This is a genomic window from Acinetobacter sp. (genome assembly GCF_041919735.1).
GTDB lineage: Bacteria > Pseudomonadota > Gammaproteobacteria > Pseudomonadales > Moraxellaceae > Acinetobacter.
The window spans coordinates 34,111-51,347 of the sequence record NZ_JAYRTF010000011.1 but is presented as its reverse complement, the minus strand read 5'-3'; the positions used below and the strand labels follow the sequence as shown (position 1 = coordinate 51,347).

Here is a 17,237-nt window from a genome sequence, read left to right as displayed (position 1 = left end):
AGTGAAATCATGATTGTAAATCCAATTCAGCGCCGTCCAACCCGAAAAATCCGCGTGGGCTCGGTGTATGTGGGCGGTGATGCGCCCATCAGCATCCAAAGCATGACCAATACAGAAACTTGCGATGTAGATGCAACCGTTGCGCAGATTCAGCGCTGTGTGGATGTCGGTGCAGACATCATGCGTGTTTCTGTGCCAACGATGGAAGCGGCTGAAGCCTTTGGCGAAATCCGCAAGCGTGTCACTGTTCCGCTGGTGGCAGATATTCATTTTGATTATAAAATCGCGCTGAAAGTTGCTGATTTAGGCGCAGACTGCCTGCGCATTAACCCTGGCAATATCGGTTCAGAAGCCAAAATTCGGGAAGTCGTTGCTGCTGCGCGCCATAACGATATCTCCATGCGTATCGGGGTCAATGCCGGCTCACTGGAAAAAGATATTCAAAAGAAATACGGCGAACCGACAGGCCAAGCTTTGCTTGAATCGGCAATGCGCCATATTGATATCTTAGACCGTCTGGATTTTCACGAATTTAAAGTTTCCGTTAAAGCATCGAATGTGTTTTTAACCATGGACGCGTACCGTTTGCTGTCTGCCCAAATTGACAATCCATTGCATTTGGGCGTGACGGAAGCCGGCGTTTACCGTACAGGCTCTGTGAAATCAGCCATTGCGCTGGGCGGCCTGCTGATGGAAGGCATAGGCGATACCATGCGTATTTCGCTGGCGGCTGAACCGGAAGAAGAAATTAAAATCGGTTTTGATATTTTAAAATCACTCGGCCTGCGCTCCAACGGCATTAACTTTATTGCCTGCCCAAGCTGTTCGCGTCAGGAATTCAACGTCATTAAAGTGATGCAGACTTTGGAAGAGCGCTTGGAAGACATCCGCACGCCAATGGATGTGTCTGTGATTGGCTGCAAAGTGAATGGCCCTGGTGAAGCGAAAGAAGCGGATATCGGCGTGGTAGGTGCAAGTCCGCGTTCGCTGGTGTATCGTAATGGCGAGAAAAGTCATTTAATTGACACAAATCAGTTGGTTGATGAAATCGAAACAATGGTTCGTCAACGTGTTCAGGCGCTTGAAGAAGCAAAATCTAAAGAAATTATACGCAGTAAATCATGAGTTCAATTGTCGCAATTAAAGGTTTTAACGATATCCTTCCAACGCAAACCCCTGCGTGGAGACGTCTTGAGCAGCATTTAGCATCATTAATGGATGCTTATGGCTATCAGCAAATCCGCTTGCCGATCGTTGAGCAGACCAATCTGTTTAAACGTTCTATCGGCGATGCAACCGATATCGTCGAAAAAGAAATGTATACCTTCTTGGATAAAGGCAATCCACCTGAATCTTTGACTTTGCGCCCTGAAGGCACTGCGGGCTGCGTGCGCGCTATGCTGGAACACAATCTGCTGCGCGGCGCTGCGCCCCGCGTTTGGTATGTGGGCCCAATGTTCCGCTATGAAAAGCCGCAAAAAGGCCGCTACCGCCAATTCCATCAGTTTGGCGTGGAAACATTCGGCGTATCAACACCAGATCAGGATGCTGAACTGATTTTGATGACTGCGCGTTTATGGAAGCGCATGGGCGTTGCCGACAAAGTGCAGCTGGAACTGAATACTTTAGGTGAGTTGGATGAGCGCGCCGCTTACCGTGCCGCCTTGGTTGAGTTTTTAGAAACACACAAAGCAGATTTAGATGAAGATTCACAGCGCCGTTTAACAACGAATCCGCTGCGTATTCTGGATTCGAAAGACGCGAAAACTCAATCTATTTTGGAAAATGCGCCGAAACTGCATGATTTCATGGGGGAAGGCACCATGAATCATTTCGCGCAATTGCAGCAGTATTTGAGCGATGCCGGCGTGAAGTTTGTGATCAATCAGAAACTGGTCCGCGGTTTGGATTATTACAACAAAACTGTTTTTGAATGGACTACAACGCTGCTGGGCTCGCAAGGTACCGTGTGCGCTGGCGGCCGTTATGACGGCTTGGTTGGCCAGCTGAAAGGCAAAGTGGATCAAACGGTACCTGCAGTCGGTTTTGCGATGGGCATGGAGCGCTTGCTTCTGCTTTTGGAACAGGTCGAAGACAATACGCCAGTGCGTGACTGCGAAGTGTTCCTGGTTTCAGATCCAGCGACGCAAGGCAAGGCGCTGGTGCTGGCAGAACAGATCCGTGATCAGCTGGAAGCTGCAAACAGTGCAATCCGCCTGAAAGTCGGTTCACAAGGCTCAATGAAGTCGCAGATGAAAAAAGCCGACCAAGCGGGCGCTTTATATGCGCTGATTTTCGGTGAGCGTGAGCTGGAAGCGCAGCAGGTGCTGGTTAAAGAGCTGGCAACTGCGGAGCAAGCTGAAGTTGCGGTAGGCGGCATTGTGCCATTTATCATTGATAAAATTTCTTCAAAATAAGCCATAAAACATAAGGAAAGGGTCGTCAAATGAACGCGCTAAGTGATGATGAGCAACTTGATAATTTAAAATCTTTCACGAAGAAATACGGCTCTGCCATCGTGAGCGGGATTTTAATTGCGTTGATTGCCTTTTTCGGCTGGGAATATTGGCAGAAGAAAACTTTGGCTGAGTCACAGACGGCAACCGCCAAAGTGCAGCAGCTGATGGACAGCGCCCGATCTGCGCAAGGCGATGCATTTTCACAGCTGTCGACTTCTGCTGACAGCATTATGAAAGAAGCGCCGGATTCGCCGCAAGCGGTTCAAGCGCAGCTGGTGATGGCGAAATTGGCTTATGACAAAGCCGATTATGCCGGCGCTGAAAAAGCCTTGAAGAAAGTCGAAAATGCTAAAATTAGCGATGACGGTTTGCTGCAAATTGTTAAGCTGCGTTTGGCTTATGCGCAGCTGGCGCAAAAGAAATATGATGACGCGCTGAAAACGCTGGACGCTGTGAAGGATCCTGCATTTAAAGCGACTGCGGATGAAGCGCGCGGCGACATCTATGTTGCTAAAAATGATCTTGAAAATGCGAAAAAAGTATATCAAAGTGCATGGAATGCATTGCTTGAACGTAAAGAAGAACGTCAAATTTTACAAATTAAACTCGAAAGTGTAGGCGTTTTAGTCGATGATCCTGAAATCGAACGCCCGATTTTAGAGACCCACGTGGAAGAAGCTGAATGAATAGAAAATACAAAATTGCGTGTGCACTGACAGTTTTAACGCTTGCGCTTGCAGGCTGCGCCAATAAAGGCGTTAAAGTCGAAGAGGCTAAACCGAATCCGCTGCCGAAGCTTCAGCAGGGGAAAACACTGGTTCCTGTATTTTCTCAAAATGTCGCTTCTACAGATGAAGCCGATCCTTTGCGCATGCGCTTGGATGTAGATAACGGCGTCATTTTTGTGATCAATCCAAAGGGTGAGGTGGAAGCCTATCAAGGCAAGCAGCGCCTGTGGCAAAAGAAAATTTCAAAACTGGGCCTAAGCTCAGGTGTTGAAGCGAAAGACGGCATTGTGGTGGTCGGCAATCAAAAAGGCCAGCTGTTTGCGCTGGATCAGGCAACAGGCGAGACCAAATGGACAGCGCAGCTGTCTGGCGCCATTCTTGCGCCGTCTTTAATTCAAGCCGGCCGGGTGATTACCGTGGCGAATGACGGTACCATATTTGCCCATGAAGTGGAAACAGGCAAACAGGCGTGGACCTACAGCCTGCCGAATGTTCAGTTCAGCCTGCGCGGCCAGGCGGCGCCAGTGGCTTTGGATGCCCGCAATGTGCTGATTGCTTCTGCAAATGCCTATCTGTATGCCATTGATGCAATCAGCGGCACGCCTAAACTGCAGCGCCGTGTTGCCGTTTCGGATGGCCGTTCAGATATTTCGCGTTTAATTGATATAGATGGCGAACCTGCGGTGGCAGGCCAGTTTGTGGTGACCACGAGCTATCAAGGCCAAGTGACCGTTCTGGATTTGGCTTCCCAGCAAGTGGTGTGGAGCGAGGATGCCAGCAGCATTCAGCGTCCGGAAGTGAAGGGCAATGGCGTGTTTGTTGCACAAACGGACGGTAAAATCACCGCGTATGAAATTACCACAGGGCAAAAACTGTGGGAAAATGACCAGCTGCTGAACCGCCAGCTGAGCAATCCGGTCATGCTGGGCAATGATTTGGTGGTGGGTGACCTGGATGGCGTGCTGCACTTGATTGATCCAAGCACAGGCACGATTATCGGCCGCTCTAAAACCAGCGGTGAAGTGCGGACATTGCGCGTCATTGACAATCAGCTTTACGTGTCTACACGCAAAGGCGCAATGAGTGTCTGGCAGAATCGTTAATTTTTGCAGCTTATGTTAAAATAGGCGCACCGTATTTTTTTGACACGGGGGATTGAGCATTCAATGCCCCGTGTTTTATTTATTTTGGCTAAATTTTTCTTCCATTGTTTCTGATTGTTCAGACCAGACCAAACTGGCTGATCTTGAATAAAGGTTAATCTATGAAACCCGTAATTGCGCTCATTGGTCGTCCGAACGTCGGAAAATCAACGTTGTTTAACCAGATTACCAAGAGCCGTGATGCTCTCGTTGCTGACTTTGCTGGTCTGACTCGTGACCGTAAATACGGTGATGCGACCTATCAAAATAAATCCTTCATTGTGGTTGATACTGGTGGTATCGGCGAAACAGAAGGTGGTATTGACTCTTACATGGCAGAGCAATCGAAAACTGCGATTCATGAAGCGGATATGATCATTCTTGTGGTGGATGCCCGCGCTGGATTGCTGGCGTCTGACGAGCAGATTGCCCGTGACCTGCGCACTTTAGGCAAAAAAGTCTTTTTGGTCGCCAACAAAGTTGATGGCGTGCATGCAGAAGCTGCGCTGGTCGAGTTTTATAAGCTGGGCATGGGCGAGCCGATGCAAGTGGCTGCCAGCCATGGCCGCGGCGTACAGCAAATGCTAGAAGAAGTGCTGGCGGATGTGCCTGAAGATGAAAATCCAGATGAGCACGATAAAGACACCGGCCTGCGTTTAGCAATTATCGGCCGTCCCAACGTGGGCAAATCGACGCTGGTCAACCGCCTGCTGGGTGAAGACCGTGTGGTGGCATTTGACCAACCGGGCACGACACGTGACTCGATTTATATTCCATTCGAACGTGATGGTCGTAAATACACTTTAATTGATACCGCGGGTGTGCGTCGTAAAGGTAAAGTTGATGAAATGATTGAGAAATTCTCAATTGTGAAAACTTTACAAGCGATGAAAGATGCACACGTGGTGGTGATTGTGGTCGATGCCCGTGATGGTATTGTGGAGCAGGACCTGCACTTGATTGGCTATGCGCTGGAAGCTGGCCGGGCGATGGTCATTGCCATCAACAAGTGGGATAACATGACCGACTATGACCGCAAGCAGTGCAAGCTGGATGTGGAGCGCCGTTTCGACTTTATTCCTTGGGCTAAAATCCACTTGATTTCAGCACTGCATGGCACAGGTGTCGGTGATCTTTATCCGTCCATTCACCGCGCTTATGATTCTTCGCATTTAAAAGTATCGCCAGCGAAATTAACGCAGATCCTGAATGATGCAACTGATGCGCATCAGCCGCCGAGCGTGCAGGGCCGCCGCATTAAAATGCGCTATGCGCATATGGGCGGACAAAACCCGCCGACAATCGTGGTGCACGGCAATAAGGTCGATAAAACGCCAGCCGATTACCGCCGCTATTTAGAAAACGTGTTCCGTAAAGTGTATAAGCTGGAAGGGACGCCGGTGAAGATTGAGTTCAAAACCTCTGAAAACCCGTTTGAAGGCCGTAAATCGCAACTGGATGAACGTACAGCAGCCCGTAAGCGCCGTTATGTGCAGAAATTCAAGAAGGCTGAAAAGAAATTTAAACGCGGCTGATGGCTGTGTTGAGTTAAAAAAACCCGCATTTCTGCGGGTTTTTTTATCAGCTGCACATCATGCGCGTTGCATTGAAAACATCAAAACATAAAAATAAATTTGAAGATTTGCGCTTATTTCTGAGCAATCCACAAGTTGCTCATGCGGTTGATAAACTGCGGGCTGATTTTGGATAGGCTGAATAGCACTTTGGTTTTTAGCCCGACTGGGCGGTGCGTTGGAGTCAAGGCATGCGCTTTCAGGGTCGCTAAACGGTAAATCTGTTCGGCAACGTCATCCGGTGTCAAATTGACGCCCATCTTGCGGATGCTTTCGGCATCCATATCCTTTACCATTGCCGTTTGCACAAACAGCGGCATGACATCCAATACCCGGATGCCGTACTTTTGCCATTCAATATCCAGGCTTTCGGTCAGGCCGCGCACGGCAAATTTGCTGGCGGAATAGCTGGCTAAATCGGCCTGTCCATAGATCGCGGAGGCGGAGGACAGGTTGATGACACGGGCGGAACGGGCTTGCTTCAGGTACGGCAGCGCGGCATGGCAGCCATTGATGACCCCTTTGACATTAATATCAATGGTGCGGTGATGCGCGGCGATATCGGTTTCTTCAAACGCGCCGGAATACAGCACGCCTGCATTATTGATTAAGATATTCAGTCCGCCGGCCCATTGGCAGAATTCCGCTAAGGTGGCATGCCAATGCTCAATGTTGGCGACATCCAATAGTCCTGCTTTGGCATTGGGCCCCAGCTGCTCGGCCAGCTGCTGCGCTTGGACGGCGTTAATGTCATAAATGCCGACTTTATAGCCTTGGCTGTAAAATAATTTGGCTGCTGCTGCGCCGATGCCTTGGCTTGCGCCGCTAATCAAGATGCTGGGCATGTTATTCTTCTCGCTGTCTTTTTATTTATCCAGTTTCAGAGCATAGCAAATTCTGGTGCCGAAAAAAGAGACAGGTTTAAAAAATCCAAATGAATTATCGAGGTGCCGAATGGAACAGCTGCTGAATATCATGCGTGAATTGCGTCAGAAATGCCCGTGGGATCAGCAGCAGACGCCGGAATCTTTAACGCGGTATGCGATAGAAGAAGCTTATGAGGTGGAAGCTGCCGTGCGTGATGGCCAAGCGGAAGAGGTGCGGGATGAGCTGGGGGATTTGCTGCTGCAGGTGGTGTTCCAGTCGCAAATGTACAGCGAGCAGGGGGCTTTTGATTTTCAAGATGTGGTGCAGGCGATTTGTAAAAAATTAGTGCGGCGCCATCCGCATGTTTTTGAAGCAGAAAAATTCAGCCAGCTGAGTGCGGAAGATGTCGCAGTATTGTGGCAAGAGATTAAGCAGCAGGAAAAAGCCGGCAAGCCGCAGTCACGGCTAGATCAAATCAAGCACGGCCCCGCGCTGCAGCAGGCGGAAGGCATTCAAAAAAATGCCGCTGCGATCGGTTTTGATTTTGCCAGTGCCGAAGATGCCTATGTCAAATTAGAAGAAGAATTAGATGAATTTAAACAAGCGCTTAAAGATCAGAATTCCGACGAAATGATGGAAGAATTTGGCGACTGCTTATTTTCTCTGGTGAATATAGGCCGTAAACTGGGCATCTCGAGTGAAATGGCGTTATTGGGCACTGTCCATAAATTCCGCACCCGGTTTGCCTACATTGAACAGCAGGCAGAATTGAATAATAAAAAGATAGAAGACCTGTCATTGACTGAAATGGATCAGCTTTGGGATCAGGCAAAACAACAATTTAAACAGCAGGCCTTATATGAAAAACCGCAGCTTGAATAAATTCCAGCTTTTAATGGTGCTGATGCTTTTGCTCGGCATCAGCATCGGCATGAGTTATGCGGCATCGCCGGTAAACAGCAATTATCAGCAATGGAAATCTGAGCAGCAAAACCAAGACTGGCAGCTGAAAACTCAAGATCAGCAGCGCCCCGCGGCTTCGGCGTTGCAGAATCATTATTTATCGAAACCTGCTTTGAGCCAGTCAACTTCAACCTCATCTTCATCGGCAAACAGCAAATCCGTTTCATCTGCATCGGCAAACAGTCAAAAAATTCGGCTGAATTCGGCCAGCGCTGAACAGTTTCAGCAATTAAGCGGCATTGGTCAGAAAAAAGCGGAAGCGATTGTGGATTACCGGAGCAAGAACGGAAAGTTTAAAAGCATTGAGCAAATTCAGGAGGTCAAAGGCATTGGCCCTGCAATTTTTGCCAAGAATAAAGAGCGTTTAGCCTTATAGCATGGCAGAAAAAAACCGTATTTTCGGGCATTAAAAGCCGGCGCTTTGCATTTGCAGCAGGAGAATCAAATTGCCCTTTGATTGTGTTAGAGATATGATTAGCAACATCTTAAGATTTTACGTTCAGACGTAGGAGACAGCGTCTTTTGCAAACTTTGCGCGCGTCAAAATGCGGTTTATCCACCGCACAATTACCTTCTTCCATTTTAGATGTGATTGATGCCTTAACCAAGGCAGGCTATGAAGCTTATATCGTCGGCGGCGGTGTACGTGACTTGATGTTGGGTCTCAATCCGAAGGACTACGATGCTGTCACCAATGCCACTCCATCTCAAGTAAAAGAAGTTTTCGGACGTCGCTGCCGCATTATCGGCCGCCGTTTTGAGCTGGCTCATGTCTATTCAGGCCGCGAACTGATTGAAGTGGCGACCTTCCGCGCGCCGCCGAAGAAGGCGGTGACTTCATCTGCCGGCATGATTCTGCGCGACAATAATTGGGGAACCATCGAGCAGGATTTTGCCCGCCGCGACTTTTCCATTAATGCGCTGTATTACCAGCCGCGTAAAAATGAAGTCTTGGATTTCTGCAACGCGGTCGATGATATCAATCATAAGACCCTGCGCCTGCTGGGCGACCCGATGCTGCGTTTTGAAGAGGATCCGGTGCGGATGCTGCGGACGCTGCGTTTTGCGGCCAAGCTGAATTTCAGTATTGATGAAAAAATTCTGGATATTTTTACCCCAGAAATTACCCAGCTGCTGCGTGATGTCTCTCCGCACCGCCTGTACGATGAGTCGCAGAAACTCTTTACCATGGGGCATCTCAACCGCGTGATGCCGATGCTGATCGATTTTGGCATTTGGCGCCAGCTGTTTGCAGATATTAAGCCTGAAATTACCCCGTTCATTGAACGCGCTGCGAAGAATACCGATCAGCGGATTTCAATTGGCAAAACCATTAACCCGGCATTTTTCTATGCCGTGCTGCTGTGGAAACCGTTCCTGGAGCGCTGTGATTTTTATGCCAGCAAAGGTGTCGTGCCAGCAGAAGCCCGTGCTCAAGCCGGTTTGGATGTGCTGAAGCGTCAAGCGACACGCACCATTATTCCGCGTTTTGCTGAAACCTTCATCCGCGAGGTTTGGGAAATGCAAACCCGCTTGCTGAATCCAAAACCGCAGCAAATTGAAGCGCTGTCCAGCCATGCGCGTTTCCGCGCCGGCTTTGACTTTTTGCTGCTGCGTGAAAAATCAGGCGATAGCGACACGCAAGGCATGGGCACCTGGTGGGAAAACTATCAGACGCTGTCTATTGATGAGCGTGAACGCGCGATTGCAGACTATAACCGCCAGCGCGCGAAGAACCGCCGCAAAGCATCCCATGCTGCCGCGGAAGAAAGCAAAGTGAATGCTGCTGTGCAGCAGGCTGAAATTGAACCGTTGGTGAATGAGCCTGAACCGCGCAGCCGCCGTGCACGCAAAGCCAAAACAGCATCAGGCGAGCGCCGCCCATTTGCAGCATCCAATACTGCTGATGGAATCAGTTCTGATCACCCGATTTTAAAACGCAAGCGCGTGCAGCGTGATTTAAGCCAAGTGGTTTTTGGGCCAACGCAATGAGCACGGTGAGCTATATCGGGCTGGGCAGCAACTTAGGAGATTCGCTGCAGATTTTGACCGATGCGGTCCATAAGCTGGGATCCTTAGGGGCGGTAAAAACCTCTAAGCTGTATCAAAGCCCGCCCATGGGGCCGCAGGATCAGCCCAATTACTTAAATGCAGTCGTGCAGCTGACGACTGATCTGGCGCCGCTGGCATTGCTGGATGAGCTGCAGCGCTTTGAGCAGGAATCGGGCCGTGTCCGCCTGCGCCGCTGGGGCGAGCGCACGCTGGATTTGGATCTGCTGATGTATGGACAGGAACAGATTGAAAATGAGCGCTTGACGGTCCCGCATGTTGGGGTGATGGAGCGTGATTTTGTTTTGATCCCGCTGCTGGATTTGGATGCAGGATTGCAGCTGAAAGGACAATTATTAAAAGATTTGCCGATTTTAGAACATCCGTCGCTTGAGGTGCTGGATGCTGGAAATTGGGCAAAGATTTAAAGTTTTAATGACCCTGAGATAGGGCCATCAGAGGAACATCTAGATGATTAGTCTAAGTGACTTAAGAAAATTTAAAGCGGAAGGCCGCAAATTCTCCTGCCTGACTTGCTATGATGCAAGCATGGCGAAAGCTATGGAAGTCGCTGAGATTGATACCATTTTGGTGGGTGATTCTTTGGGTATGACCATCCAAGGTCATGATTCGACATTGCCCGTTCAGGTCGAAGATATGGCCTATCATACGGCAGCGGTGCGCCGCGGCAACAGCCATGCCTTTATTCTGACCGATTTGCCGTTCATGAGCTACGCCACGCTGAATGATGCTTTAATCAGCGCTAAAACCATTATGCAGGCAGGCGCGCATATGGTGAAGCTGGAAGGCGGCGCATGGCTGGCGGAAACCGTTCAGGTGCTGACCCGCAACGGCATTCCGGTCTGTGTGCATTTGGGGCTGACACCGCAGTCGGTGCATGTGTTTGGCGGCTATAAAGTGCAGGCGCGTACCCGTGAAGCGGCTGATCAGCTGATTGCCGACTGTCAAGCGGTGGTGGATGCGGGCGCGGCAGTGCTATTGCTGGAATGCGTTCCTGCGCAAGTGGGCAAAGAAATCAGCGCGCTGTTCCCGAATACGCCAGTGATTGGCATTGGCGCGGGTGCAGAAACTGACGGACAGGTGCTGGTGGTTCAAGATATGCTGGGTTTGAACTTCAGCCATATCGCTAAATTTGTCCGCAATTTTATGAAAGAGCAGGCCGGTGAAACGGCTATTGTCGATGCCTTCAAGTCTTATCACAACGCGGTGATGGATGGGACATTCCCAGCCAAAGAACATACTTTCCAGATTGAGCTGTAAAACATGAAAACTGAAACTACCATTCAAGGTTTAGCTGCATCATTGCTGCCTGCACGCACTGCACGTAAAATTATCGGTTTCGTGCCGACCATGGGCAACCTGCATGAAGGGCATTTAAATTTGGTGCGTGAAGCGCGCAAGCTTTGCGATGTTGTTGTGGTCAGCATTTTTGTGAACCCGATTCAATTTGGCCCGAATGAAGATTTTGACAATTACCCGCGCACATTGGAGCAGGATCAGCGCTTATTGGCTGAAGCCGGCTGCGATATCGTTTTTGCGCCGACTGTTGAGCAAATGTATGGCAGCAAGCCGCGCCTGACCAATATTTCGGTGGGCGGCATTACCAATGATCTATGCGGCCTGCAGCGCCCGGGGCATTTTGACGGCGTGGCTGTAGTTGTGACCAAGCTGTTTAATATTGTGCAGCCGAACTATGCGTTCTTTGGTCAAAAAGATTATCAGCAGCTGGCGGTGATCCGCCAGTTTGTCCGTGATCTGAACATTCCGCTGGAAGTGATCGGCGTGCCGATTACCCGTGCGGAAGACGGCCTTGCGCTCAGTTCACGCAACGGTTACTTAAGTGCAGAACACCGTGCGGTTGCGCCAACGATCTATAAAACACTGAAAGCCGCAGAGCAGGCGCTGCTGTCAGGCCAAGCGCTGTCAGAAGTGTTAGCAGATATGAAATCAGCATTGACAGCTGCTGGCTTTGTTGTGGACTATGTAGAGGCACGGACAACAGAACTTCAAAAAATTGAACAATTTAATGAAGATGTTGTGCTGTTTGTAGCGGCAAAAATTGGCGCGACCCGCCTTATCGATAACCTGCAGGTTAAATATCCTGCATCATAAATGCTATAAAAAGGCAGCCATGCAATGAAGCGCATTTTAATTGTTACAGGTCAATCTGGTTCTGGAAAAAGTTCTGCGCTGCAGGTGCTTGAAGATCTTGGCTATTACTGTATAGATAATTTGCCTTTGGCCTTGCTGCCTGAAATCGTCGAAAAGCTGGACAAAGAAAATAATCTTGAACAGCTGGCGCTGGGCGTGGATGTCCGCAGCACGCGGGCCGACCTGCAAGAGTTTGACTTGGTTTTTCAGCAGCTGCAGCGCCATGGCACGGTGGATATCATCTATCTGACCACACGCGATCAGGAGCTGATTTCACGCTTCAGCGCGTCACGCCGCCCGCATCCATTATCCAGCCGCTTTAAAAGCCTGAATGAGTGCATTCAGGAAGAAAAGTCGCTGCTGCTGCCGATTCAATTGCGCTCAACTGTGCATATTGATACTACTGATAAAAGCGTGCACGATTTAAAGCATATTTTGCTGAGCAAGCTGGGGCAGGCGGATCAGCTGATCTTGATTTTGCAGTCTTTTGGCTTTAAGCATGGCATTCCGCTGGATGCCGATTATGTATTTGATGTGCGGCATTTGCCGAATCCGCATTGGGATTTAGAGTTAAGAAAATATTCGGGCTTGGATAAGCCGGTACAGAATTTTTTAGAACAAAGTCCGCAGACAGAAGAAATGTTTAAGGATATTTATCACTTTTTGGACAAATGGCTGCCGGCCTTTTCAGAGGGGCACCGCCACTATATGACAGTCTCGATTGGCTGTACCGGCGGGCAGCATCGTTCTGTTTATATTGTGGATAGACTAAAAAAAGCCCTTGAGGCAAAATGGTCTATTCAGGTCTTACATAGAGAAATGAAGCACTGGTCATGATAGACACAACTGTTGACGTAATTAATAAACTAGGTTTACATGCGCGTGCGTCTGGCAAACTGATTGAAGTCACCACAAAATTCAGCTCATCGATTCAGATCGGCAAGGGTGATAAATTGGTTGATGCGAAAAATATTATGTCCCTGCTCATGCTGGGTGCGGGCAAGGGTACAACTTTAAGAATAGTGATTGACGGTGCAGATGAAGAAAAAGCTTTATCTGAAGTTCAGGCACTGTTCGCAGCAAAATTTTACGAGGCAGATTAAACGTGGCACGTCGACCAAACCGCTATACTGAAGATGACTTTGATTCTCTAGAAGGGCGTGCGAGTAAAACTGAACAGAAGAAGGCTGTGCAGCGCATGGCGGCTTTAGGGGAGCAGCTGGCAGAGCTGAGCCCGAAGCAAATCAAAAATCTTCCTGTTGAAGAGCGTCTGATTGAAGCAATTTTAGATGCGCAAGCCATTACTTCTCATGAAGCGCGCCGCCGCCAATTTCAGCGTGTCGGCAAATTGCTGCGCAATGAAGATGAAACGGTGATTTTGTCTTATTTAACACCCAAACAAGGCGTGAAAAAAACTGCGCAGCTGCAGCGCTGGGTGGAGCGCATTATCAAAGATGGCGATCCTGCAATCAATGAATTCAGCAAAGTCTATAATGCGACAGAGCGCCATACGCTGCGCCAGCATTTGCTCCGTGTTCTGCGCGACATGAAAAATGAAGCGTCAGAAGAAGAGATCAAAGCTTCTAAGCTGAAGATGTTCAACTATGTGCAGCAGGTTGCGCTGATTTCGGACAATTGATTTCAGGCTGCTGATGCTATGCTGATCGAGCATGCATCATGCGCAGACAAGCAATAAAAAACGGCTCATAGAGCCGTTTTTTATTGCTGGAAATTCATCTGAATTAACTGAATTCACCGCTGGCGCGTTCTTTGGCCCATTCACGCAGTACGAACTTCTGAAGTTTGCCGGTTGATGTTTTCGGAATCTCAGTAATCACCACATCTTTGGGTACTTTAAAACGCGCAAGATGCTGCTTGCAGTATTCCATCAGCTCTTCAGGCGTTGCTGTCTTGCCGGTTTTAAGCTCGATAAAGGCGCAAGGCACTTCCTGCCAGCGCGGATCCGGCTTGGCCACCACCGCTGCTGTGAGCACTGCCGGATGCTGATACAGCACTTCTTCGACTTCCAGTGAGGAAATATTTTCACCGCCGGAAATGATCACATCTTTAGAGCGGTCAGTAATCTTGGCATAGCCGTCAGGCTGGCACACCGCCAAGTCGCCGGTATGGAACCAGCCGCCGGCAAAAGCTTCAGCGGTCGCTTCAGGGTTTTTCAGATAGCCTTTCATTACGATGTTGCCGCGGAACATGATTTCGCCCATGGTCTGGCCGTCATGCGGAACAGGCTGCATGGTTTCAGGGTCAATCACTTTCATGCCGTCCTGCAGCGGATAAGGCACGCCTTGGCGCGAGTGCAATTGTGCTTGTTCTTGAATGGAAAGGTCTGACCAACCTGCTTGTGAGGCACACAGTGCAGAAGGGCCATAGGTTTCGGTCAAACCATAGACATGCGTGACATTAATACCAATATTACGCATCCCTTCAATAATCGCCGCAGGCGGCGCAGCACCAGCCACCATCACTTCAACGCGGTGATCAAATGGCGTTTTTTTCTCTTCTGGTGTATTGATCAGCATCGACAACACGATTGGCGCGCCGCAGAAGTAATCAACTTTGTGTTCTGCAATCAATTTAAAAATCAGTTCAGGATCAATCTTGCGCAGGCAGACGTTGGTGCCGCCATTGGCCGCCATAGTCCATGCAAAGCACCAGCCGTTGCAGTGGAACAGAGGTAGTGTCCAAAGATACGTTGCACGTGGCGTCATACCACAGGCAATGATGTTGCTGGCTGCATTGATATAAGCACCACGGTGATGATAGACCACGCCTTTCGGGTTGCCTGTTGTTCCTGAGGTATAGCTTAAGCTGATTGCATCCCATTCGTCTGATGGCAAGTGCCATTCAAAGTCGGCATCGCCTTGTGCAATCCAGTCTTCAAATTCAATTTGGCCAATTGGGCTGGCTGTACCTTCAAATTCAGCATCCGCCACATCAATCACATAAATCTCTTGATCGATTAGAGCCAGCGCTTCGGTTGCGACTTGGGTAAATTCTGGGTCAACTAACAGGACTTTGGTTTCTGCATGCTCAAGCATGAAAGCAATGGTTTTTGCATCCAGACGCGTATTTAAGGTGTTGAGCACGGCACCTGCCATGGGTGCCGCAAAGTGCGCTTCAACCATGGCTGGCACGTTCGGTAAAAGGACCGAAACCGTATCATTTTTACCAATGCCCAATTGCTGCAATTGATGCGCAAATTGGCGGCAGCGGTTATAGGTTTGGCGCCATGAAATATGACGATCACCATGGATAATGGCATCCTGATTTGGATAAATATAAGCTGCACGCTCTAAATAACGTAGAGGTGAAAGTGCAACAAAATTCGCCGGGGTCCGTGGCAATTCATCGTATGCGCTAACCATTGTGATACTCCAAGTCCATGTATATTTGTTTTCAATCTGACTTAACAATAATTCAGTAGGGCTATATTCTGCATTTATGCTTTAGTCGAGTATTTGCACTAAAAACATAAGCAATTGATAATTCATCTAATAAAAATAACTGAGTGGGTGGAAATGAACGCGGTGGTTCTAAAAATTGCTTTATTCACTTAAATAAATTAGCTGAAAATCAGGCGGTTTTCGAGTGCTGTTTATCCGTTTTCGATACTGAATGTGTATGCTGAATCATTGAGGTAAAAGTGAGTAGAGCGACTGATCTGCACATGAAATCATGCAAAGCAACTTGAATTAAGAACTCAATTTTACTTACAAATAATTGTGTATTTAGCGCTTTTAAAGGGTATTTAGCCGATTTGAGAAGATTGAGCGATTGCGATACTCTAGAAGCAATGCAGTAAAACGGCACTGACATAGCGCCTGAATTTAGGCTGCAGTACGCATTAAAAATAATATGACCAAGCATGAATACAACAAAAAATGTTTACAAGGATCAGCATGGCAAATCAACAGATCACGAATCAACAGGCAATCAATCCGCAAATCAGGCCATGGAAAAACTGGTCAGGTTCACAGCAGTCGGTTCCACAATTTGAGCAACCAAAAAATTTAGATCAGTTAATTCACGTAATTCAATCACATGGCAAACTTCGGGTGGTCGGGGCAGGTCATTCCTTTAGCGCCTTGGCCAAAACCGATGATTTGCTCCTCAATTTGGATCATTTCACTGGTGTGACGGAGATTGATGCCGATGGTTGCCAGAGTACGGTGCAAGGTGGAACGCGCTTATTTGATTTGGGAAAACAGCTTGCTGCGTCTAATCAGGCGTTGATCAATCAAGGAGATATTGATCGGCAGAGTCTCGCAGGCGCAATTGCAACGGGAACGCATGGCACCGGTTTGGGACTGCCATGCCTATCTGCCTTGGTAGAAGGCTTTGAATTGCTGACAGCGCATGGTGAGCTGATTCAATGTGATGCGCAGCAAAATTCGGAGATATTTCAGGCAGGGCGTGTCGCGCTTGGTAGTTTGGGAGTTTTAACGCAGATCCAGCTGCAAAACCGCCCCATGTATAAACTCAAAGAGCATACTCGTTTATGTGCACTCAGTGATGTGATGCAAAATATGCAGCAGTGGCAGCATCAGCATCGCCATATTGAGTTTTGGGCTTTTAGCCATGCCAATCAGGTAATTTTAAAAACCTTGGATGAAACTGATGAAGCCAGTATTAGCCGTCCAAAAGACTGGCTGGATGAAGACCTGATCCTCAGCTTTTGTGCCGAGTTGACCCGATTGTGTCCAAGGTTCAATCCGTGGCTACAGAAGTTGCTTGGTGTCTTCGTTAAACCGGTGACCGTAGTAGATTGGTCGAGCCGCATTTTTCCCTCTGCACGCAATACCAAATTTAATGAAATGGAATATCAAATCCCTGTGCAGCAGGGGATGGCGTGTTTTGAGGAAGTTTTACATACTTTGCGACAGCACAAAGTTCCGATGTTCTTTCCCGTTGAATATCGGCTGGTCAAAGGCGATGACATTTGGCTCAGTCCTTTTTACCAGCAAGACTCGGTTTCTTTGTCGATTCATCAATTTTATAAGCAGGACTATCACGCTGTATTTGATTTGGTCGAACCCATATTGCTCAAATATGGCGGTCGTCCGCATTGGGGTAAATTGCATAGTTTGAAGGCGGCACAGCTGCGTGAGCTGTATCCAAAATGGGATGATTTTATGCGGATTCGACAGAAGCTCGATCCACAGCAAAAATGGCTTAATCTTTATCTGCAGCAGCTGTTTTTATAGGCATCGTATTTTTATAGGCTTGGAATTTTTAAGCTAGAAAAAGGATTGGAACAGTACATCG

General features: G+C 48.5%; 17 protein-coding genes. 15 read left to right on the top strand and 2 right to left on the bottom strand.

Features of this window, described 5'->3' with window-relative positions:
* Window positions 1–9 precede the first annotated feature (9 nt).
* From ispG to der, 5 genes are all read left to right on the top strand, one after another.
* Window positions 10–1,125 carry a flavodoxin-dependent (E)-4-hydroxy-3-methylbut-2-enyl-diphosphate synthase gene (ispG, locus tag ACE3T3_RS08340; RefSeq protein WP_374665869.1) on the top strand — a complete coding sequence of 372 codons (1,116 nt, stop codon included), beginning with the start codon at window positions 10–12 and terminating at the stop codon, window positions 1,123–1,125.
* Window positions 1,122–2,417 carry a histidine--tRNA ligase gene (gene hisS / locus ACE3T3_RS08335; RefSeq protein ID WP_374665867.1) on the top strand — a complete coding sequence of 432 codons (1,296 nt, stop codon included), beginning with the start codon at window positions 1,122–1,124 and terminating at the stop codon, window positions 2,415–2,417. The genes ispG and hisS overlap by 4 nt, the downstream gene beginning before the upstream one ends.
* Window positions 2,418–2,446: 29 nt before the next feature.
* Window positions 2,447–3,145, top strand: coding sequence for a YfgM family protein (locus tag ACE3T3_RS08330; RefSeq protein WP_374665865.1), 699 nt, complete (start codon window positions 2,447–2,449; stop codon window positions 3,143–3,145).
* On the top strand, window positions 3,142–4,290 hold the full coding sequence (gene bamB / locus ACE3T3_RS08325; RefSeq protein ID WP_374665863.1) for an outer membrane protein assembly factor BamB: 1,149 nt from the start codon (window positions 3,142–3,144) through the stop codon (window positions 4,288–4,290). Before ACE3T3_RS08330 ends, bamB begins: the two co-directional genes overlap by 4 nt.
* A gap of 161 nt (window positions 4,291–4,451) precedes the next feature.
* A complete protein-coding gene (der, locus tag ACE3T3_RS08320) occupies window positions 4,452–5,864 on the top strand; it encodes a ribosome biogenesis GTPase Der (protein ID WP_374665861.1) in 1,413 nt (470 codons plus the stop codon).
* Window positions 5,865–5,977: 113 nt separating this feature from the next.
* On the opposite strand, the gene ACE3T3_RS08315 is transcribed toward der, so the two are convergent.
* Window positions 5,978–6,748 carry an SDR family oxidoreductase gene (locus tag ACE3T3_RS08315; protein WP_374665859.1) on the bottom strand — a complete coding sequence of 257 codons (771 nt, stop codon included), beginning with the start codon at window positions 6,746–6,748 and terminating at the stop codon, window positions 5,978–5,980.
* 109 nt (window positions 6,749–6,857) lie between these two features.
* Here ACE3T3_RS08315 and mazG point away from each other — a divergent pair, with 109 nt between their 5' ends.
* The 9 genes from mazG (at window position 6,858) to yjgA (ending at window position 13,593) form a co-directional block, all read left to right on the top strand.
* Window positions 6,858–7,652: a nucleoside triphosphate pyrophosphohydrolase gene (mazG, locus tag ACE3T3_RS08310; protein WP_374665857.1), complete on the top strand. Its 795-nt coding sequence runs from the start codon at window positions 6,858–6,860 to the stop codon at window positions 7,650–7,652.
* The gene (locus ACE3T3_RS08305) at window positions 7,630–8,109 is read left to right on the top strand and encodes a ComEA family DNA-binding protein (RefSeq protein WP_374665855.1); all 480 of its coding nucleotides are present in this window, start codon (window positions 7,630–7,632) and stop codon (window positions 8,107–8,109) included. The genes mazG and ACE3T3_RS08305 overlap by 23 nt, the downstream gene beginning before the upstream one ends.
* 146 nt (window positions 8,110–8,255) lie before the next feature.
* Complete coding sequence (gene pcnB / locus ACE3T3_RS08300) at window positions 8,256–9,725, top strand: polynucleotide adenylyltransferase PcnB (RefSeq protein ID WP_374665853.1); 1,470 nt, start codon at window positions 8,256–8,258, stop codon at window positions 9,723–9,725.
* Window positions 9,722–10,210 carry a 2-amino-4-hydroxy-6-hydroxymethyldihydropteridine diphosphokinase gene (gene folK / locus ACE3T3_RS08295; RefSeq protein ID WP_374665851.1) on the top strand — a complete coding sequence of 163 codons (489 nt, stop codon included), beginning with the start codon at window positions 9,722–9,724 and terminating at the stop codon, window positions 10,208–10,210. Before pcnB ends, folK begins: the two co-directional genes overlap by 4 nt.
* A 43-nt stretch (window positions 10,211–10,253) precedes the next feature.
* Window positions 10,254–11,063 carry a 3-methyl-2-oxobutanoate hydroxymethyltransferase gene (panB, locus tag ACE3T3_RS08290; protein ID WP_374665849.1) on the top strand — a complete coding sequence of 270 codons (810 nt, stop codon included), beginning with the start codon at window positions 10,254–10,256 and terminating at the stop codon, window positions 11,061–11,063.
* 3 nt (window positions 11,064–11,066) lie between these two features.
* A complete protein-coding gene (gene panC, locus ACE3T3_RS08285) occupies window positions 11,067–11,915 on the top strand; it encodes a pantoate--beta-alanine ligase (RefSeq protein WP_374665847.1) in 849 nt (282 codons plus the stop codon).
* Between the two features lie 24 nt (window positions 11,916–11,939).
* Complete coding sequence (rapZ, locus tag ACE3T3_RS08280) at window positions 11,940–12,791, top strand: RNase adapter RapZ (RefSeq protein ID WP_374665845.1); 852 nt, start codon at window positions 11,940–11,942, stop codon at window positions 12,789–12,791.
* Complete coding sequence (locus tag ACE3T3_RS08275; RefSeq protein WP_005007517.1) at window positions 12,788–13,057, top strand: HPr family phosphocarrier protein; 270 nt, start codon at window positions 12,788–12,790, stop codon at window positions 13,055–13,057. Before rapZ ends, ACE3T3_RS08275 begins: the two co-directional genes overlap by 4 nt.
* A gap of 2 nt (window positions 13,058–13,059) precedes the next feature.
* The gene (gene yjgA / locus ACE3T3_RS08270; protein WP_374665843.1) at window positions 13,060–13,593 is read left to right on the top strand and encodes a ribosome biogenesis factor YjgA; all 534 of its coding nucleotides are present in this window, start codon (window positions 13,060–13,062) and stop codon (window positions 13,591–13,593) included.
* A 103-nt stretch (window positions 13,594–13,696) separates the two neighbouring features.
* On the opposite strand, the gene ACE3T3_RS08265 is transcribed toward yjgA, so the two are convergent.
* A complete protein-coding gene (locus ACE3T3_RS08265) occupies window positions 13,697–15,337 on the bottom strand; it encodes an acyl-CoA synthetase (protein WP_374665841.1) in 1,641 nt (546 codons plus the stop codon).
* A 534-nt stretch (window positions 15,338–15,871) separates the two neighbouring features.
* On the opposite strand from ACE3T3_RS08265, the gene ACE3T3_RS08260 reads away from it, so the two are divergent.
* Entirely contained in the window at window positions 15,872–17,176 is a 1,305-nt protein-coding gene (locus ACE3T3_RS08260) for a D-arabinono-1,4-lactone oxidase (RefSeq protein WP_374665839.1), read from the top strand.
* The last annotated feature ends 61 nt before the right edge of the window (window positions 17,177–17,237 follow it).